Source organism: Pseudomonas sp. OVF7 (assembly GCF_030644265.1).
Taxonomy (GTDB): domain Bacteria; phylum Pseudomonadota; class Gammaproteobacteria; order Pseudomonadales; family Pseudomonadaceae; genus Aquipseudomonas; species Aquipseudomonas gorinensis.
On record NZ_CP128996.1, the window covers coordinates 3,349,673 to 3,368,653 of the forward strand.

General features: G+C 62.0%; 14 protein-coding genes and 1 pseudogene. 6 read left to right on the forward strand and 9 right to left on the reverse strand.

All coding sequences use genetic code 11. From position 1 onward, the window contains the following. Positions 1–15 precede the first annotated feature (15 nt). The 4 genes from QU606_RS15420 to QU606_RS15435 form a co-directional block, all read right to left on the reverse strand. Positions 16–699 carry an EboA domain-containing protein gene (locus tag QU606_RS15420; RefSeq protein ID WP_193690471.1) on the reverse strand — a complete coding sequence of 228 codons (684 nt, stop codon included), beginning with the start codon at positions 697–699 and terminating at the stop codon, positions 16–18. Next, positions 696–1,565, reverse strand: coding sequence for a UbiA family prenyltransferase (locus tag QU606_RS15425; protein ID WP_304998623.1), 870 nt, complete (start codon positions 1,563–1,565; stop codon positions 696–698). The genes QU606_RS15420 and QU606_RS15425 overlap by 4 nt, the downstream gene beginning before the upstream one ends. 5 nt (positions 1,566–1,570) lie before the next feature. Beyond that, on the reverse strand, positions 1,571–3,442 hold the full coding sequence (locus QU606_RS15430; RefSeq protein WP_304998537.1) for a 3-dehydroquinate synthase: 1,872 nt from the start codon (positions 3,440–3,442) through the stop codon (positions 1,571–1,573). 576 nt (positions 3,443–4,018) lie between these two features. Further along, positions 4,019–4,957, reverse strand: coding sequence for a LysR family transcriptional regulator (locus QU606_RS15435; RefSeq protein WP_024074727.1), 939 nt, complete (start codon positions 4,955–4,957; stop codon positions 4,019–4,021). A gap of 109 nt (positions 4,958–5,066) precedes the next feature. Here QU606_RS15435 and QU606_RS15440 point away from each other — a divergent pair, with 109 nt between their 5' ends. The 6 genes and pseudogenes from QU606_RS15440 to QU606_RS15460 all read left to right on the forward strand — a co-directional run bounded on the left by QU606_RS15440 (position 5,067) and on the right by QU606_RS15460 (position 11,872). Next, positions 5,067–6,566, forward strand: coding sequence for a CoA-acylating methylmalonate-semialdehyde dehydrogenase (locus tag QU606_RS15440; RefSeq protein WP_024074728.1), 1,500 nt, complete (start codon positions 5,067–5,069; stop codon positions 6,564–6,566). Between the two features lie 301 nt (positions 6,567–6,867). After that, positions 6,868–7,173, forward strand: coding sequence for a hypothetical protein (locus QU606_RS15445; protein ID WP_304998538.1), 306 nt, complete (start codon positions 6,868–6,870; stop codon positions 7,171–7,173). A gap of 251 nt (positions 7,174–7,424) precedes the next feature. Continuing rightward, positions 7,425–8,675 (forward strand): glycoside hydrolase family 68 protein, encoded by a 1,251-nt coding sequence (locus tag QU606_RS15450; RefSeq protein WP_304998539.1) that lies wholly within the window; start codon positions 7,425–7,427, stop codon positions 8,673–8,675. A 981-nt stretch (positions 8,676–9,656) separates the two neighbouring features. Beyond that, positions 9,657–10,076: pseudogene (locus QU606_RS33000) on the forward strand (HAMP domain-containing protein); the annotation flags it as partial. Between the two features lie 102 nt (positions 10,077–10,178). After that, the gene (locus QU606_RS33005) at positions 10,179–10,934 is read left to right on the forward strand and encodes a methyl-accepting chemotaxis protein (RefSeq protein WP_370531119.1); all 756 of its coding nucleotides are present in this window, start codon (positions 10,179–10,181) and stop codon (positions 10,932–10,934) included. A gap of 17 nt (positions 10,935–10,951) precedes the next feature. Continuing rightward, positions 10,952–11,872, forward strand: coding sequence for a substrate-binding domain-containing protein (locus QU606_RS15460; RefSeq protein WP_069075670.1), 921 nt, complete (start codon positions 10,952–10,954; stop codon positions 11,870–11,872). Positions 11,873–12,169: 297 nt separating this feature from the next. Here QU606_RS15460 and QU606_RS15465 read toward each other — a convergent pair whose 3' ends face one another. The 5 genes from QU606_RS15465 to xylG form a co-directional block, all read right to left on the reverse strand. Further along, on the reverse strand, positions 12,170–13,237 hold the full coding sequence (locus QU606_RS15465; protein ID WP_304998540.1) for an ABC transporter ATP-binding protein: 1,068 nt from the start codon (positions 13,235–13,237) through the stop codon (positions 12,170–12,172). Then, positions 13,234–14,826, reverse strand: coding sequence for an ABC transporter permease (locus tag QU606_RS15470; RefSeq protein WP_370531100.1), 1,593 nt, complete (start codon positions 14,824–14,826; stop codon positions 13,234–13,236). Before QU606_RS15470 ends, QU606_RS15465 begins: the two co-directional genes overlap by 4 nt. Beyond that, entirely contained in the window at positions 14,827–15,843 is a 1,017-nt protein-coding gene (locus QU606_RS15475; protein WP_069075718.1) for an iron ABC transporter substrate-binding protein, read from the reverse strand. Positions 15,844–16,285: 442 nt separating this feature from the next. Further along, a complete protein-coding gene (locus tag QU606_RS15480; RefSeq protein ID WP_024074736.1) occupies positions 16,286–17,422 on the reverse strand; it encodes a sugar ABC transporter permease in 1,137 nt (378 codons plus the stop codon). Beyond that, positions 17,423–18,970 carry a D-xylose ABC transporter ATP-binding protein gene (gene xylG / locus QU606_RS15485; protein ID WP_041161155.1) on the reverse strand — a complete coding sequence of 516 codons (1,548 nt, stop codon included), beginning with the start codon at positions 18,968–18,970 and terminating at the stop codon, positions 17,423–17,425. It lies immediately after the preceding gene. Positions 18,971–18,981: the final 11 nt, after the last annotated feature.

Here is an 18,981-nt window from a genome sequence, read left to right on the forward strand (position 1 = left end):
GGGCGGCACTGGGCGTCAATTCAGGTACGTGTGCCATTCCGGCGGCAGGCACAGGCCGCGCAGGCGTTGCAGTTGTGCCGGGCTGAGCAGGTTGAAGGCGATCACCCGGGGCAGGCCGGGGGACACGCTGCGCCCGGCGGCGAGCTGTTCGTCCAGCAGGTCGAGGGCCAGCTGGTTGAGGCTGACGCTGTGGCGCTGCGCCAGGCCGACCAGGCGCGTGATGTCCAGGCCCATGCCGAGGGCTTTGAGCACCAGTTGGTGAAAGGCGTGCTCCGGGTAGTGACGCGACGGGTAGGCGGAGTCGAGGGCGAGGGCGGCAAACACCTGGGGGTTGCTGGTGCGCCCGGCCTGCAGTGCCAGCGCCAGGCACTGCCCGTCGCTGTCGAGCCAGTCGAGAGCGTTGAGCAAGGCGATTTTTTCCAGGTCGTCGCCCCACAGGAACAGCTGGCGCAGCAGTGCCAATCGCTCGGCAGCCGGGCAGGTCTCCAGCACCTGGGCCAACAGCAAGGCCCGCGCCAGCGCGACCACGGGGGCTTTCAACTGGCGCTTGCACTGGCCGCTCAACAGTGCGGCCGTGTCGGCGTCCGGCTGTTGCACAAGCCGTTGCTGCGCCTGCTGCCACCACTGTTGCTCGGTGTTATCCAGCTGCTGGCTCAAGTTTTGGCGATGTTCGGTGAGGCAATCCTGGCGCATGTTCATGTCGGCTTGATCCAGCGTTGAAAGTGGGGCAGCAGGAAAAACACCAGCACACATAACAGGCTGCCAACCGGCTGGTCGGCCACGGCCAGTACCAGTGCATCGAACAACGGCAGGGCGGCCAGGCCGGCACCGATAAACGCGCGAACCTGGCGCTGTCGCGGGTTGGCCAGGTGCTGGTGGTAGTGCCAGCCCAACCAACCTAGCCACAACAGCAGCACCGGCCAGAACCACAGGTTGTTGGAGTAGATCGCCAGGGCCAGCGGGCTGAGCATCAGCAGCAACGGCAGGCGGCTGATCAGCTGGTTGCGGTGTTCCTGGCGTGCCAGGTAGGTGAGGCCGCTGATGTACACGCCGAGCAGGATCGCGCAGAGCCAGATCGGTTCCGGTGGCACCGCCAGGCTGGCGGCGGCGGTGAGGTACAGCGCCGAGCGACAGGCCCCCATCAGCCACACGCTGTGGGCGTACTTCTTGTGCAGCAGGTTGTAGCCGAAGATGCAGCCCACCAGTAGCAGTACGCCGCCGAGCAACCAATGCGGCTCATCGATCAAGCGGCTCAGGCCCAGCACCGCGGCAGCGGCCAGGCTCAGCAACAGTGCGGTTGCCACGCCGACTTGCTGGCGGCTGGCCAGGCCCAGGGTGATCGGGCGCGGGTTGTGGTGTTGCCGGTCCCAGTCGGCATCGAGCAGGTCATTGAGCAGCATGCCCACCAGGTACAGCAGCGACAGGGTGATCAACAGCAGCCCCCACACCAGCCATGACGGCGGCGCCAGGGCGCCGGCACTGCTGGCGAGCAGGGCGGCGGCCAGGGTGTTGGTCCACACCGTGGGCAGGTTGGAGACGCGGCCAAGGGTCATCCAGGTTTTCATCGGGCTCATTGTGCGTAGCCCTCACCCAGCGGCAGCGCGGCATCGCTGCGACTCAGCAGGCGTTGCAGGGCAGCTTCCATCTTCGCGTTGTCGATTTCGTGCAGGTCCACCGACTCACCGATGCGGCAGAGCATCGGGATCGACAGTTGCCCGCCCAGGTGCTGACGGAATTCCTCCAGCCCGAGCAATACCGGCGAGCGACCTTGCGCGTCCCGCAAGGCCAGCTCCGGTGGGCACAGGTTGAAACCGAGCGTGAGCAACAACTGCATGATCCGTTCGATGTCGGCATCGCCCAGCAGCCCCAGGGCATTGGCGTACACCCCATCCAGGGCCATGCCCACCGCCACCGCCTCGCCATGGCGCAGGCGGTGATGGCTAAGGTTTTCCAGTTTGTGCGCGGCCCAGTGCCCGTAATCCAGGGGCCGGCCGTTACCGCGTTCGAAGGGGTCGCCGGCCCCGGTGATGTGGTGCAGGTGCAGTTCGGCGCAGCGGCGAATGGCGTAGCGGCTGGCAGCGTGATCGAAATGGGCGAGGGCGTCGGCGTGCTGTTCCATCCATTCGAAAAAAGCCCGGTCCTTGATCAACGCCACCTTCACCGCCTCGGCCAGCCCGGCGATCTGGTCGCGGCGGGTGAGGCTGGTCAGCAGTTGAAAGTCATTGAGCACCGCCGTGGCGGGGTAGAAGGCGCCCAACAGGTTCTTCTGGCCGAAGGCATTGATGCCGTTCTTCACGCCGATACCGGCATCGTTCTGCGCCAGCACGGTGCTCGGGATACGGATCAGGCGAATGCCACGATGGAAGGTGGCGCAGGCGTAGCCCACTGCATCCAGCACCGCACCGCCGCCCAGGGCCAGCACGTAGCAATGCCGGTCCAGGCCGTGTTGCAGCATGTCGCTGTACAGCCGTTCCAGTACCTGCGCGTGCTTGCTCAGTTCACCGGCCGGCAGCGCAATCGGTGCCGCCTGCAGATGCAAGTCGGGATACGCGGCAAAGTAGCTGTCGATCTCTTCCAGCAGGTGCGGTGTGCTGAGCAACAGTTGTTCATCGGCGAACACCAGTACCGTCACCGGGCCGCTGTGCTGGGCGGTGAGTTGGCGATGCAGGCAAGGGTTGAGCGGGGCGAACAGGTGGTCGGTGAACACCACCGGGTAGTCATAACGGACTTCGAAGCGCCCGTGCAGCGCTTGCTCGACGTGCGGCTTGCGCGTGGCCTTGAACAGGCTGTAGCCCGCCACAAACACCACCGGCAGCACCATGCTGGCGAGGATCGTCACCAGCAGCGCGTTTTGCTCGATCAGGAATGTACCGATAGCCGTGTAGGCCAGGGCCAGGCCCGCGTTGGCCAGGGTGGTGATGACTGTAAATGCCCGCAGCGGATAGCGCTGCATGCCGGCGGCCACCACCGAGGTTTCCGCCAGTACCGGTACGCCACGCAGGCAAATCAGCGAGAGTGTGCCCAAGCGATACGCCAACTGCCCCGGTTGGCGCTGATGCAGGCCCAGGCGGCCTGACAGCAGGCGAAAATACCCGGCCCCCAGGGCGTACCCCAACCCGGCACCGAGGCACAGGCCAATGAAAATCACCAGGTAACCGCCCAGGCTGCCCAGCATCGCCACCGCCAGCAGCGCCACCAGGCTCGACGGTACGGGCAGCACCACGTCCAGCGCGAGCAGGGCAATCAGCAGCAGCGCCAGGTTGAATGTTTGCGTGGGGGTCGTCGGCTGATAGAGGTTGAGGTGTATCAGGACGTCTTGGATCTGTTGCTCGAACAACAGGAAGCTGGCGATGACCAGCCCCGAAAAGCACAGCAATGACAGCCAGAAATGTTCAACTGGCCCCTTTTTCGAGAACGCACGATACCACCGGCTGCGCTTCATCAAAGCATCCCTTTTGAGTGTTAAGACTTAAATTCCGTGTCTTGTGTTAACGCTGCGTCTGGTCGGTTTTCAGAGCAATAAAATTCCTCGCCTGGATGGCTGTTTATACGGGCAATGGCTGATTGCCTTCATGGTATGGATGAACTTAGTCGGTTGTGGTTTTTTTGCAAGTTTGTCGGGCGACAGCGTTTTAAAGCGCGACTGAAAGCAGGTCGAGACGGGTTTTATGTGATGGTATTTATTGATTGAATACAACGAGTTGCATAGTGTTTTGAATGACGCCAATAACCCGTCAAACGTGTTTGTCTTGAATGAGTCATTGATGTTCAAGTGCGCGAAGCGTGTTGTTTTCGGGGATGAATTATTGCCGTTCGCTATATAGCGTTGTTCCACGTTGTATTTGTCGAGAATGATTCCGTTTAATGTGGGTGTGCTCACGCCGTGGAATTGTTTCGGGAGCGTCCAGCAACTAAAGGGACCTGCGTTATTGGCCTTTAAACCCGTTGTGTGCAGCGTTGCCCGCAATGCTGCGGGGTGCGCACGGATGCGATCAAGAGGCCACTGAGCCGGCGTGCGCTAACCGAGGAAACGAAAGCCGCTAGAGAGTTTTTCCTTGAGGTAACCCACCAGCGCACTCACCGACTTGGGTACATGGGGCGAGTAGGGCCGAATCAGGTAGATCTCATCGGCAAACGCGCCCTTGAGCGTCCAGTCCTTGAGCACCTGCACCAGTTTGCCGCCGGCCAGGGCGGCGTGGGCGCTGAAGTCCGGGAGCAGGGCGATGCCCAGGTGGTTGAGCGCCGCGTCGCGCAAGGCTTCGCTGTTGTTGGTGGAGAAGCTGCCGGCGATGGGCACGGTGACCCGTTCGACTTTCCTGCTGCCGCGCTCGAAGGTCCAGGCCGGTTGGTCGGTGCCGCGCGGGTAATAGAGGCAGTTGTGTGCGCTGAGGTCGGCGGGCGCGCGCGGTTCACCGTGGCGTTGCAGGTAGTCACGGCTGGCAACCAGCACTGAGGTGGTGTCGCACAGCTTCCAGGCCACATGGGTTTCCGGTACCTGGAAACCGTGGCGCACCGCCAGGTCGTAGCCTTCGGCGGCCAGCGAGCTCAAGGCGTCCGACACGTCCAGCTGGATACGCACCTGCGGGTAGTGCTGGAGGAACTCCGACAGGTGCGGCACCAGCTGTTGCCGGGCGAATGCCACGGGGGCGGTCAAGCGCACCAGGCCACGAATCTCGCCGGCGGAATCGCGCACGGACGAGAAGCTGCGGGCGATTTGCTCATAGGCACCGCGCACTTCACGGGTCAACGACAACCCGGCATCGGTCAACCGCACGCTGCGCGTGGTGCGCGTCACCAGGCGTGTGCCGGTGGCTTTCTCCAGGTCGGAAATACGCTGGCTGACCGCGGATTTACTCACCCCCAGGCGCGCGGCCGCAGCGGTGTAGGTGCCGTGTTCCTCCAGCACTGAGAGCCAGTGAATGTGGGTCCACAGCCCTTCGATCTCGGATTTTTCCATGGGGTTATTGTTCGCCTATGAGGACAATCAGTTCTGGATTCTGCTCTGGTTTGGAACAAACCGAAAGCCTATCGTGTGTCCCAACGCAACCCACCTGGGATCTACTGCCATGACTACAACAATCGAGCACTACATCAACGACCAGCGCGTCAGCCGCGATGATCGCTATCAGGACGTCTACAACCCGGCCACCGGCGAAGTGACCGGCCGCGTCGCCCTGGCCAGCCGGCAGACGGTCGATGAGGCCGTCGCCGCCGCGCAAGCCGCGTTCACCCGTTGGGCTGACACCCCACCGATCCGCCGCGCCCGCGTATTGTTCGAATACCTGCACCTGCTGCGTGAGCGCAAGGACGACCTGGCGCGCATCATCGTTGCTGAACACGGCAAGGTCTTCACCGATGCCCAGGGCGAAGTCGACCGTGGTATCGACATCCTCGAATTCGCCTGTGGCATTCCCAACCTGCTCAAGGGCGAACACTCCGACCAGGTTTCCCGTGGCATGGACAATTGGACGATGCGCCAGCCCCTGGGCGTGGTCGCCGGCGTCACACCGTTCAACTTCCCGGTGATGGTGCCGATGTGGATGTACCCGATCGCCATCGCGGCGGGCAACACCTTCATCCTCAAGCCAAGCCCGACCGACCCGAGCGCCTCGCTGTTCATGGCCGAGCTGCTGCATGAAGCCGGCCTGCCCAAAGGTGTATTCAACGTGGTGCAGGGCGACAAGGAAGCGGTGGACGCGCTGATCGCACACCCGGACGTCAAGGCCGTGAGCTTTGTCGGCTCCACGCCGATCGCCCAATACATCTACGAAACCGGCGCGCGCAACGGCAAGCGCGTCCAGGGCCTGGGCGGCGCGAAGAACCACATGGTGGTAATGCCCGACGCGGATATCGAGAAAACCGTCGACGCGCTGATGGGCGCCGCCTACGGCAGTGCTGGCGAACGCTGCATGGCCATCTCCGTCGCGGTGCTGGTGGGCGATGTGGGCGACAAAGTCATCGCCGCCCTGACCGAACGAGCCAAGCAACTGCGCATCACCGACGGCCGCGACCTCAAGGCCGAAATGGGCCCGATCGTCTCGCGCGCCGCCCTGGAGCGCATCAGCGGCTACATCGAACAAGGCGTGCAGGCCGGCGCGCAACTGCTGCTCGACGGGCGTGACTATGTGCCTACCGAAGCGGGCCTGGAAAACGGCTTCTGGCTCGGCGCGACCTTGTTCGACCACGTGACCAAAGAGATGAGCATCTACCGCGAAGAAATCTTCGGCCCGGTGCTGGCCTGTGTGCGCGTGAATGACTTTGCCGAGGCGGTGAAGCTGGTCAACGACCACGAGTTCGGCAACGGCGTCAGCTGCTTTACCCGCGACGGCAACATTGCCCGCGAGTTTGCGCGGCGTATCGAAGTGGGCATGGTCGGCATCAACGTACCGATCCCGGTGCCGATGGCCTGGCACGGGTTTGGTGGCTGGAAGAAGAGCCTGTTTGGCGACATGCATGCCTACGGCACCGAAGGCGTGCGCTTCTACACCAAGCAGAAGTCGATCATGCAGCGCTGGTCGGAAAGCATCGAGCAGGGCGCGGAGTTTGCGATGCCTGTGTCCAAATAACGCTTGGAAGAACACCGCAGGGCAAATGTGGGAGGGGGCTTGCCCCCGATGGCGGTGGATCAGTCGTAGAGATGTCGACTGACCCACCGCCATCGGGACCAAGCCCCCTCCCATTTTTTTTGACCGCGTAAGGGTTGACGATTCAGTGATTCAAGAATACTGTACATAAACACAGTGTTTAAGCGCTGATCGACCAACACTCGGCAACTTCAGCCATGCCAAACACTGTGTGCAAGTTAACGGATTAACTTGATGCACAGGCTCGTTATACCGAGCCGTTTTATATCGAGAGAGGGAACTCATGTCCTATCCAGAACGCAAACTCATCGGCTTGACCGGTTTCACCCTGGCGCAGAATGCCAATATCCTTTCTGAACGTAATTGTTTTGGCGAGCGCAGCCAAAACAAAGGCATGTTGGATGGCAAGGGCAGCGGGATGTTCACTGATACAAACAGTGTGCCGCCGATCACCCATCAGAAGTCGCCTAAAACACAATGGACGGCAACTTCCAACGACGCCCAAACCTTGAAGACGGCGGCGCAAGCCAAGGGCTTTACCCAGAAGAACGCCGGGGCCAAGGCCGCGGCGCGGGTGTTCGGTAATTGATTGGCTCGCTTTCTACTGAGCTGTCATTTATTGCAAGTGCCACTGTATTTATATCAAGGATATAAACACAGTGATGGCCTTTGTAATCTAAATAATCCCTCATGTTGTGATATTCAGGCTTCCATGTTAAACCTGTTTTCGCACTTGCAGATGCAACTATCATATGCTCTTTCAGTCGCCATTAAGTTGCGGGCTGTCAGGTGCTATTTAATCTTCGCTTGTCACTTAAGCGTCAGCAAAAGGACATCATCATGAAACATGCGAATCACACACCCACTCGCTGGACACGGGCCGATGCGCTGAAAGTTAATGAAAATGACCCGACGACGACACAGCCGTTAGTGAGTCCTGACTTTCCTGTCATGAGTGACACGGTCTTTATCTGGGACACCATGCCATTGCGTGAACTCGATGGCACGGTGGTATCGGTGGATGGCTGGTCAGTGATCTTCACCCTGACCGCCGACCGTCGCCCCCATGATCCACAATTCATCAACGCCGATGGCCGCTACGACATCAAGCGCGATTGGGAAGACCGCCATGGTCATGCGCGTATCTGCTACTGGTATTCGCGTACCGGTAAGGACTGGATCTTCGGCGGCCGTGTCATGGCCGAAGGGGTTTCGCCGACCACCCGTGAATGGGCAGGCACGCCGATCCTGTTGAATAACAACGGTGATATCGACCTGTACTACACCTGCGTCACGCCGGGTGCCACGATTGCCAAAGTCAGGGGCCAGGTTGTCACCTCGGACACCGGTGTCACCCTCCAGGGCTTTGATCAGGTCAAGTCGTTGTTCGACGCCGATGGCACCTACTACCAAACCGAAGCACAGAACGCGACCTGGAACTTTCGCGATCCCAGCCCCTTTATCGACCCCGTCGATGGCAAGTTGTACATGGTGTTCGAAGGCAATGTGGCCGGCGAGCGCGGGACTCACGAAGTGGGCCCGAACGAGCTGGGACTGGTGCCACCGGGGCATGAGGACGTGGGCGGCGCCCGCTACCAGGTGGGTTGCATCGGCATCGCCGTGGCCAAGGACCTCAACGGTGACGAGTGGGAAATCCTGCCGCCGCTGGTGACTGCCGTCGGGGTGAATGACCAGACCGAGCGGCCGCACTATGTGTTCCAGGACAACAAGTACTACCTGTTCACCATCAGCCACAAGTTCACCTACGCGGATGGCGTGACGGGTCCGGATGGCGTCTATGGCTTTGTCAGCGATCATCTGTTCGGCCCCTATGCACCGATGAATGCGTCGGGGCTGGTACTCGGCAACCCGCCTTCGCAGCCGTTCCAGACGTACTCTCACTGCGTGATGCCCAACGGCCTGGTGACGTCGTTCATCGACAGCGTACCCACCACCGGCGATGACTACCGCATCGGCGGGACCGAAGCGCCGACGGTCAGGATCGTGTTGAAGGGCGCTCGCTCGTTTGTGCAGGAGTCTTACGACTACGGCTACATTCCGGCGATGCGTGACGTGGTGTTGAGCCAGTAACCCCAGTGCAAAAGCCAGCCTGATTTCATCAGGTAGGTGGGAGGGGGCTTGCCCCCGATAGCGGAGTGACAGTCACTGTATAGGTGCCTGATACACCGCCATCGGGGGCAAGCCCCCTCCCACATTTTTTTGAGCGCGTTACAGCCTGTCTTCACCGCTCAAGTCCCAGCCCACCCGGCCGATACAGGCACTAGCACCACGAGTGATCCCGAACTCGTAGGGGCACGCCTGGTCGTCGCTCAGGTCAACGAATAAAAATCAAAAGGGGTGGCCATGACCATATTGCAGCGTGTGATCGGCGGGTTTGCGGTGTTGGTGCTGTTACTGCTGATCATGGCAGGGATCAGCTATCAGAACACGCAGTCCATCAGCAGTCGCTTGACCATTATTACCGGCCAGTCGGCGCCCTTGAGCCGGGCCGCCAGTGAGCTGTATGTGCATATCCTGCGCGCCAACCAGGCGTTGCTGGCCATTCAGATCAGCACCGACCCCAAGCAGATCGAGGACGGCAAGCGACCGTTTACCGAGAGCATCGCCCAGTTCAATCAGTTACTCGACAGCACCGTTGCCTACACAGGCGAGCATGAAGCGCTGCGGGCGAACCTGGCGCAGCAGCGCCAAGAGGTAGCGGCCTACGCCGAACAGGCGCAGGCGTTGATGACGTCCCACTTGCAACATGTGCAGCAGTTGGCGCTGACGCGCAAACTGCAAGGCTACAGCAGTGCGCAGGCCATGCAGTTGACCAGCTATTTGCGTGATTACATCGCGCATGCGCGCAGTGTTGGCGAGCCGCAACAGGTTGCCGCAGCGGAAAAGCTGCTGCTGGAAGTCAACAAATCCTACGATGGCTTCGCGGCCCATGCTGTCACGCCCGCCATTGATAAATTACAGCGTGTGCTCAATCTGCAAGACGAAGTGATCAGCACCCGGGCCCAGGCCCTGACGGCGATTGACCCGCGGGTCGGGCGGATTGCCGGGGTCATGGTCAACCGCCTGCTGACGGATCTGACCGCCCCTGACGGCTTGTTCCAGGCCTATCAGGTAGAGGCGAAACTGGCCGCGCAGGTGCAGCAGCAACGCAATGCGGTGGAGGCGGCGCTGAAAGCCACCCTGGACAGGATTGGCGAGTTTGGCAGCCAGTCCCTGGAGGTGGCCAACCAGGCCAGTCAGTCTGCCAATGCCACCATCGGCACCAGCCGCAGCTTGCTGTTGATCGCGTGTGTGCTTGCGGTGCTGGCGGCGGTGTTGATTGGCACCTGGGTCGCCTTCAGCTTGCGGCGTCCGCTGGCGGCGTTTCGCGAAGTCCTCAAGACGCTCACTGCGGGCGACATGCGGGTCAGTTTCGATGTCAGCCGTAAAGATGAGTTCGGTGAGTTGGGGGGTTACCTGAACGAACTGACCAAGGCCCTGCAGAAAACCTTCCGTGAATTGATCAGCTCTGCCGATGCACTGGCCGTGACCGCCGGCAGCAACGCCTTGAACAGCGAACAGACCACCCGTGTGGTGGATGAGCAGAAGGACCGGTTGCAATCGGCAGCCTCGGCCATGACGCAGATGGAAAGCACGGTCGAAGAGGTGGCCCGGCGCGCGCAGGACACCCGCCAGGCCGTGGACGACACGAGTGAGCTCACCCACAAGGTGCAGGCGCGCGTGGCCGAGACCATCGTCAATATCCGCCAGCAGGCTGACCAGGTGAACAAAGCCACGCAGGTGACCGATGAGTTGCAGAAGTACGGGCAGAACATCGAGGGCATTGTGGTCGCCATTCGCACCATTGCCGAACAGACCAACCTGCTTGCCCTGAATGCGGCGATCGAAGCGGCCCGTGCCGGCGAGCAGGGACGTGGTTTTGCGGTAGTGGCCGATGAAGTGCGTTCCCTGGCCAGCCGTACCCAGACCTCGACCAGCGAAATCCAGGACATGATCGGGCTCATGCAGGAAAAAATTCACTCGGTGGTGCACGTGATGAACGAAAGCCAGGCGCAGTCCAGCCAGTGCGTGTCCCTGGCCTCGGGTGCCGGTGACTTGCTGCTGTCGATGAGCGATTCGGTCGACAGTATCCGCGACATGAATATTCAGATTGCCGCCGCCACCGAGCAGCAGAGCGCCACGGTGCAGGAAACCAGTCGGATGGTCATCCAGATCAACGATTCGGCCCAGCAGACGGCAGACGGTGCCGAGCAGTCCGCCATCAGCAGCCACGAGCTGTCGGACATGGCCAAGGTGCAGCGCGAGCTGCTCCATCATTTCAGCGTTTGAGCCGCGGGAGTCAGAACATGAAAGCATGGTTAATGCTCGCCTTGGGGGCGACGCTGTTCATTCCGGGCCCAACCCAGGCCGCCACGCCCTTGCTGGGTGTGGGCATGGCAAAATACGACGACAACTTCCAGACCCTGCTGCGCAATGGGGTGCAGCAACAGGCCAGCGTCATGAACGCCGACATCTTTATGGAGAACGGGCAGGACAGCATCGATTTGCAGATGCGCCAATTCCGCAACCTGGTCAACGCCAAGGTGGACGCGATTATCGTCGCGATGGTTGACGGCAAAAGTGCGGCGCAAATGATGCAGTTGGCCACGGACGCAAAGATCCCGCTGGTATTCGTCAACCGCAATCCGAACCCGGAAAAATGGCCGGCGCAGACCGCGTTTGTCGGCTCCAACGAGTTGGAGTCAGGGACGTTGCAGATGGAAGAGCTGGCGCGCCGCGCCGGTTACAAGGGCAATGTGGTGATTCTGGTGGGCGACCCGGCCAACGCATCCTCCTTGATGCGCACCGAAGACGTGGAAAAAGTCGTCGCCAAATACCCGGATATGAAAGTCGTCCAGAAAAAAGTCGGTAACTGGGAGCGTAGCCAGGCTGCCACGATTGTCATTGACTGGATCAAGCAGGGTGTCGATTTTTCGATCATCGCGGCCAATAACGATGAAATGGCGATCGGCGCGATCATGGGATTGGAAAAGGCCGGCAAGCAGGCCAAGGACTACTGGGTCGGCGGCATCGACGGCACCCCGGACGGTTTGAAATTGATGGCTGAGGGCAAGATGGCGGTCAGCGTGTTTCAGGACGCCGCAGGCCAGGCCGGCGGTGCAGTGGACACCGCACTGCGCCTGGTACGCGGCGAGGTGCTGGAGTCGACGGTGGTCTGGGTGCCGTTCAAGTTGATCACACCGGAGAATCGCCAGGCGTTTGAATAGGGGCGGGGCCTAGACTGACCCCCCTCGATCCAGCCATGGAACGCCCGGCAGATAGGGTTGTTGTGGCGAGCGGGCTTGTCCCGCGTTGGGCTGCGAAGCAGCCCCGCAACCGGCCTCTACAGAGTGTCTGATACACGGCGGTCTTCTTGACTGGGGCTGCTTCGCAGCCCAACGCGGGACAAGCCCGCTCGCCACAGGGAGATCTGTCAGGGGCCGTTACCGCAGCAACGGATATGTCCTCACTCCAACCCACAGGTTCAGGGCCACGCCTATGCCCGAGAAGGTAAACCGCGAAACTCAGCGGGGGCTGAGGGCCGCTGGTTTTTTCAGCACATGGGCCATGCCCACCGTGCTGAGATACACCACGCTGCCCATGTTTGGCGCTTGCAGGCCCGAGCTGCGCACCAGGATGGCCTGGCCAGGCGCGTCCTCGCCCGGTTGCAACGCCACGGTCAGGGTGCAGGTATTGCCGCCGAATTCGCGCTCGGTGACTACGCCACGGCAGCCGGATTCGTCGGTGGTACTCAGGTGCAGTTGCTCGGGGCGCAGCATGATCTGTGCCGCACCATGATTGGCCTGGCTGTCGACCGACACGCGGCCCAACGCACAGTGAGCCCAGCCCGCCTCAATCCGCGCGGACATGACCACGGCTTCGCCGAGAAATAACGCGGTTTGTTCGTCCACGGGGTACTGATAAAGGTTCATCGGATGACCCGATTGCACCAGGCGCCCCTGGCGCATCACCGCCAACTGGTCGGCGAACGACAGCGCCTCACTCTGATCATGGGTGACCAGGATCGTGGTGATGTTCGCATCACTCAGCAACCGCGCCACCATCTTGCGCATGGCCGAGCGCAGGCCGGTGTCCAGTGCGGAAAACGGTTCATCCAGCAGCATCAGCCGGGGCTGTTGCGCCAAGGCCCGCGCCAGCGCCACGCGCTGCTGTTGGCCGCCGGACAGCTCGTGGGGCCAGCGCCGGGCCATGTTGGCGTCGAGGGCCACGCTGTCCATCAGTTCGGCGATGCGTTCGTGCCGTGCAGCGTGCTTGGCCGCGAGGCCGAAGCCAATGTTGTCGGCCACAGTCATGTGCGGGAACAACGCACCATCCTGCGGCACATAACCGATCTGGCGCTGGTGGGCCGGCACGGCGTGGATGTCGTCGACCAGCACCTGGCCGTTCAGGGTCAGGCTGCCGCTGTCGGGGAATTCAAAGCCGGCAATCATCCGCAGCAAGGTGGTCTTGCCGGAGCCGGAAGGCCCGACGATCACCGTGCGGCAGCCGTTGGGCACCGCCAGGCTGACGTCGGCCAAGGCCGCTTGGGTGCCGAAGGTTTTGCAAAGAGCAGTGAGTTCGAGGGCGTTCATCGGCCGGCCGTGCGTTTGGATTGGTGGTAGAGGAGGCCGGTCAACGGCAGTGAGAGCAGGATCATGATCAACGCGTAAGGCGCGGCGGCGGCGTAGTCGATCTCGCTGGTCATCGCCCAGAAACCGGTGGCCAGGGTGCGCGTGCCGTTGGGCGCGAGCAACAGGGTGGCGGTCAGCTCGTTGGTGATCGCCAGGAACACCAGCGCCGCTCCTGCAGCGGCGGCCGGGGCCGCCAGGCGCATCGTGATCAGCCACAGGGCGCGGCCCGGCGAGCGGCCAAGGCTGCGCGCCATGTTTTCCAGTTCCACCGGCGCCTGGGCGATGCCCGCACGCAGGCTCACCAGCGCCCGTGGCAGGAACATCAGCAGGTAGGCGAGCAGCACGGTGATCGTCGTCTGGTAGATTGGCCGGGCGAAGTGGATGGTCACCGTGACCAGCGCCAGTGCCACGACAATGCCGGGCAACGAACTGGTGATGTAGTTGCAGCTTTCCAGGATGCGTTGCAGGCGCCCCGGCGCACGAATCGACAGCCAGGCAATCGGTACCGCCGCGCAGGTGGTCAACACCGCACCGGCAATGCCCAGCAGCACGGTTTGCTCCAGCGCCGGCAGCAGCTCGCTGAACTGCCAGACCTCACGCCCACCGGCGACCAGCCATTTGCCCAGGGTGACCAGCGGCACGCCGAGGGCCAATGCACAGGTTGCGGCTTGCAAGCCGAGGGAGAGCATGCGGGTGACGGCGCTCAGCCGCACGATGCGTTGCTCACGGGCACTGCCGGAACCGACCCGGGCATAACGTGCATGGCCGCGCGAGGCGGATTCGACGGTGAGCATCGCCAGGCAACACAGGGCCAGCACCGCCGCGAGCATATTGGCCGCCGGGCCGTTGAAGGTGGACTTGAACTGATCGAAAATCGCCGTGGTGAAGGTGTCGAAGCGGATCATCGCGTACAGGCCATATTCGGCCAACAGATGCAGGCCGACCAACAGCGCACCGCCGCAGATCGCCAGGCGCAACTGCGGCAACACCACCCGCCGGAACACCGCCCAGGGCTTGAGGCCCAGGGATTCGGCCACGTCTTCAATCGCAGGGTCCAGCCGGCGCAGGGTCGCCGCCACCGGCAGGTACAGAAACGGGAAATAGGCGATCACCGACACCAGCACACCGGCCGGCAGTCCATGGATCGACGGCACCAGGCTGACCCACGCGTAACTGTGCACAAACGCCGGCACTGCCAGCGGCGCGACCGCCAGCAACGACCAGGCACGGCGGCCGGGCAGGTCGGTGCGCTCGGTCAACCACGCGAGCGCGACGCCCAATACGATGCACAACGGCAAGGTGAACAGCACCAGTAGCACGGTGTTCGTCAGCAACTCGCCGACGCGAGGGCGCCATACCAGCGCTTCGATTTGCGCCCAGCCGATTTGCCACGACACGCCGATCACAAACGCAATCGGCAGCAGCGCCAACAACGAAACCAGTACCGACAAACTGGTGACCCACGTGCCCCCACGGCTTTTGAACAGTCCGTGGGGGCGTTTGCGTAGCGGCGCGTGGGCGATGCCGGGTATCGACGATTCAGGCAACAATCAGAGCAGTCCGGCCTGGGTCATCAGCTCGACAGCCTTTTTGCTGTTGAGTTTCGACGCGTCGACCTTAGGTGCATCCAGTTGCGCCAGTGGCATCAGTTTGGGGTTGGATTGGGCGTTCTGGCCGACCGCGTATTCGAACGAATTGCCGTCCTTGAGGACCGCCTGGCCGTCTTTGCCGGTGATCCACTTCAAGAAGGCCTGGGCCTGTTCCTGATGCTTGCTGGAGGCCAGGACACCGGCACCGGAGATGCTCACAAACGCGCCCGGGTCCTGGTGCTTGAAGTAGTGCAGCTGGGTGTTCTTGCTGTTTTCACCGGTCTTGGATTGGTCGACGAAGCTGTAATAGTGATAGATCACCCCGCTGTCGACCTGGCCGGCGTTGACGGCCTTGAGCACGGCGCTGTTGCCTCGGTAGATGCTCGCGTTGGCCTTCATTGCCTTGAGCCAGTCGAGGGTCGCAGCTTCGCCCTTGAGTTCAAGCACGGCGGCGACGATGGCCTGGAAGTCGGCACCGGCCGGTGAAGCGGCCCAGCGGCCTTTCCAGCTTGGCGAAGCCAGGTCCAGCAGGGATTTAGGCAGGTCGCCCTCTTTCAGTTTGCTCGGGTTGTACACGAACACGGTGGAGCGCGCAGCGATGCCCACCCATTTGCCATGAGCCGGGCGGTAGGCGGCGTCCACCTGTTGCAGGGTGGTCGGCGCGACCGGCGCGAACAGGCCTGCGTTGTCCACCAGCACCATGGCCGGGGAGTTTTCGGTGAGGAACACATCCGCCGGAGAGGCCGCGCCTTCCTGCACGAGCTGGTTACCCATCTCGGTGTCGTCGCCATTGCGGATCGTCACCGGAATCCCGGTTTCCTGGGTGAACCCTTCGACCCAGGCCTTGGTGAGGCTTTCATGCTGGGCGTTGTAGACCACGATGCCGACCGGCTCGCTGGCGGCATACACATGCCCGGCGCTGACCAGGGCGGTGGCCAGCAGGGCTTTTTTGACGAACGAAGGAAGGCGGGTGGTCATGCGGTGAGCGCTCCGGGTTTGTATGGCGACACGGGAAATCCGCTAGAGGTCGATTGAGACGAAACCAATAGGAATCATTTGCATGTTTAGGCGCGGCGAATGTAGAGCCGGGAATGAGAAAAAAACGTCAAAAAAATGTGATAAACGGGTCGCGAGCGCACGGGGTTGAAGGTGGTCGAAGCATTTTGGGTGGCCAATCATCAGCTATTGACGTGGGGAGCGATTGCCTACCTCTTTTATCTTGGTGTTACCCCATTCAAGAAAGCTGCTGGCACTGTAGACGTCGACTGACCGACCGCCATCGGGGGCAAGCCCCCTCCCACAGTTTGAGGCGGTCAATGTGGGAGGGGGCTTGCCCCCGATGACGGAGGGTCAGTTGATACCTGTATGACTGACACACGGCTATCGGGGGCAAGCCTCCTCCCACATTTATCCTGCATTCCTACCGCCGACCTGTGCGGGTACTCACATCCACCCACACCGCCAGCACCAGGATGCTGCCCTTCACAATCATCTGCCAATAACTGTCCACATCCAGCATCGACATGCCGTTATCCAGGCTGGTGATCACCAGCGCCCCGAGCAGCGCGCCATACACCGTGCCCGAGCCGCCGCGCATGGATGTACCGCCGATGAAGCACGCAGCGATGGCGTCGAGTTCGCCCATATTGCCCGCCGACGGTGAGCCCGCCGCGAGGCGCGCGGTGTTGACCAGGCCGGCGAGGGCGCACATCACGCCCATGATCCCGAAGATCCACAGTTTCACCGCCTGCACATTGATACCTGACAGGCGCGTGGCTTCCATGTTGCTGCCCACCGCATACACGCGGCGGCCGAACACGGTCTGGCTGGTGACGTAGCTGAACACGCCAAGCAGCACCAGCAACAGCAGCACCGGCACAGGAATGCCGTCGTAGCTGTTGAGGGTGGTGACGAACCCAGCCAGCACCGCGCCGATCACCACCACGCGCAGTACGTCCCGCACCAGCGAGTGCGCGGCCAACCCGTGCAGTGCGCGGTTGCGCCGTTGTTTCCAGGTCAAGAACAGGGTCAGGGCAAACAGCAGGACCCCAAGGCCAAGCCCCACCGAATGCGGCAAATACCCCTGGCCCACATACACCAGCGATGGCGACACCGGCGCAATGGTGGTGCCGCCGGTAATCCCCAGCAGAATCCCGCGAAACGCCAACATGCCACCCAGGCCAACGATAAACGACGGGATGCGCAGGTAGGCGGTCATGTAGCCGTTGGCCAAACCGATCATCAAGCCACACAGCGCCACCAGGCTGAGGTTGGCCAGCAACGGCATGTGATAGACCACATCCAGGATCGCCGCGAGCCCGCCGAGCAAGCCGAGCAATGAGCCCACCGACAAATCGATCTCCCCGCTGATGATCACCAGCACCATGCCGCAGGCCAGGATCCCGGTGATCGACATCTGCCGCAGCAGGTTGGACAGGTTGCGCGGAGTGAGGAAACCGCCCTCGGTCTGCCAGCTGAAAAACAGCCAGATAAACGCCACGGCGATCACCAGGGCGAGCATTTTGTAGCGGGTAAACAGCTGTTTGACCTGATTCATCTACGCGGTTTTCCGATCGTTATTATTGTTTTGGCTGAGCGCGGCGGCGAGCACCTGTTCCTGGGTGAGCCCCTCGTTGATGAAGTCGCCCCGCAACTGGCCGTCGCCGATCACCAGCACGCGGTTGGACACGCCGAGCACTTCGGCCAGCTCCGACGAGACCATGATGATCGATACACCTTCGGCCGCCAGCGCGCCCATCAGTTTGTAGATCTCATACTTGGCCCCCACATCCACCCCGCGTGTGGGCTCGTCGAGGATCAGCACCTTGGGCTTGGCCATCAGCATTTTCGCCAGCACGGCTTTTTGCTGGTTGCCGCCGGACAGGCTGGTGATCGGCAAGAACGGGCTGGCCGTCTTGAGGTGCATGCGCGCGATCTGTTGGTCGATGCTGCCCAGTTCGGCCTCGGCGTCGATACGGGTCAGGTGCGCATAGGTGTCGAGCACCGCCAGGGTGATGTTCTGGCCCACGCCCAGGTCGGGAATGATGCCTTGGCGCTTGCGGTCCTCGGGCACCATGCACAGCCCGGCGCGGATCGATTTAAGCGGCGTGCGCGTGTCGATCAGTTGGCCGTCCAGCCACACCTCGGCGCTGTAGCGGCCGGGGTAGGCGCCGAACAGCGCCGACACCAGCTCCGTGCGCCCGGCGCCCACCAAGCCGGCGATGCCGAGGATTTCGCCGCGCTTGAGCACGAAGGAAATATCGTCGACGCGTTTGCGCTTGGGGTTGTCGACGTCGTAGCAAGTCACGTGGCGCGCCTCGAAGATCACCTCGCCCACGGCATGGGGCTCGGTGGGGTAGAGGTTGCTCATCTCGCGTCCGACCATCTGCGTGATGATGCGCGGGATATCCATATCGGCCATGGCGGTGGTCGCGATGTGTTTGCCGTCGCGAATCACTGAGATGGTGTCGCACACCGCCGCCACTTCATCGAGTTTGTGGGAGATGTACACGCAGGCCACGCCCTTGGCCTTGAGGTCGCGGATGATGTCGAGCAGCACCTCGATCTCAGAGCGGGTCAGGGCCGAAGAGGGCTCGTCGAGGATCAACAAGCGCGCCTTTTTGTTCAGGGCCTTGGCGATTTCCACCAGTTGCTGGTAGCCGCCGCCGTACTGCGACACCGGCAGCGCGACGTTCATGTCCGGCACCTTGAGTTCGCGCATCAACGCTTCGGCGCGGTGCAGCATCGCCGGGTAGTTCATGCGCCCGCCGGGCAAGGTCAGCTCGTGGCCCATGAAGATGTTCTCGGCCACCGACAGGTCGGGCACCAGGGTCAGTTCCTGGTGGATGATGACGATACCGGCGGCCTCGGTTTCGCTGATGGACTGGGCCTTGAGCGGTTGCCCGTCCCAGAGGATTTCACCCTCCCAGGTGCCGTGCGGATAGACGGCCGACAGCACCTTCATCAAGGTCGACTTGCCGGCACCGTTCTCACCGCACAGGCCGACACATTCCCCCGGCCGCACCTTGATATCGATGCCGTTCAGCGCGTGGACACCGCCAAAGGTTTTGACGATGCCGTTCATTTGCAGCAGGTAGTCGGACATGACCATGGCTC

What these genes read in the sequence shown, in the direction of transcription:
- QU606_RS15420 (WP_193690471.1), bottom strand. Translation starts at nt 699, where the DNA reads ATGAACATGCGCCAGGATTGCCTCACCGAACATCGCCAAAACTTGAGC.
- QU606_RS15425 (WP_304998623.1), bottom strand. Translation starts at nt 1,565, where the DNA reads ATGAAAACCTGGATGACCCTTGGCCGCGTCTCCAACCTGCCCACGGTG.
- QU606_RS15430 (WP_304998537.1), bottom strand. Translation starts at nt 3,442, where the DNA reads ATGAAGCGCAGCCGGTGGTATCGTGCGTTCTCGAAAAAGGGGCCAGTT.
- QU606_RS15435 (WP_024074727.1), bottom strand. Translation starts at nt 4,957, where the DNA reads ATGGAAAAATCCGAGATCGAAGGGCTGTGGACCCACATTCACTGGCTC.
- QU606_RS15440 (WP_024074728.1), top strand. Translation starts at nt 5,067, where the DNA reads ATGACTACAACAATCGAGCACTACATCAACGACCAGCGCGTCAGCCGC.
- QU606_RS15445 (WP_304998538.1), top strand. Translation starts at nt 6,868, where the DNA reads ATGTCCTATCCAGAACGCAAACTCATCGGCTTGACCGGTTTCACCCTG.
- QU606_RS15450 (WP_304998539.1), top strand. Translation starts at nt 7,425, where the DNA reads ATGAAACATGCGAATCACACACCCACTCGCTGGACACGGGCCGATGCG.
- QU606_RS15460 (WP_069075670.1), top strand. Translation starts at nt 10,952, where the DNA reads ATGAAAGCATGGTTAATGCTCGCCTTGGGGGCGACGCTGTTCATTCCG.
- QU606_RS15465 (WP_304998540.1), bottom strand. Translation starts at nt 13,237, where the DNA reads ATGAACGCCCTCGAACTCACTGCTCTTTGCAAAACCTTCGGCACCCAA.
- QU606_RS15475 (WP_069075718.1), bottom strand. Translation starts at nt 15,843, where the DNA reads ATGACCACCCGCCTTCCTTCGTTCGTCAAAAAAGCCCTGCTGGCCACC.
- QU606_RS15480 (WP_024074736.1), bottom strand. Translation starts at nt 17,422, where the DNA reads ATGAATCAGGTCAAACAGCTGTTTACCCGCTACAAAATGCTCGCCCTG.
- xylG (WP_041161155.1), bottom strand. Translation starts at nt 18,970, where the DNA reads ATGTCCGACTACCTGCTGCAAATGAACGGCATCGTCAAAACCTTTGGC.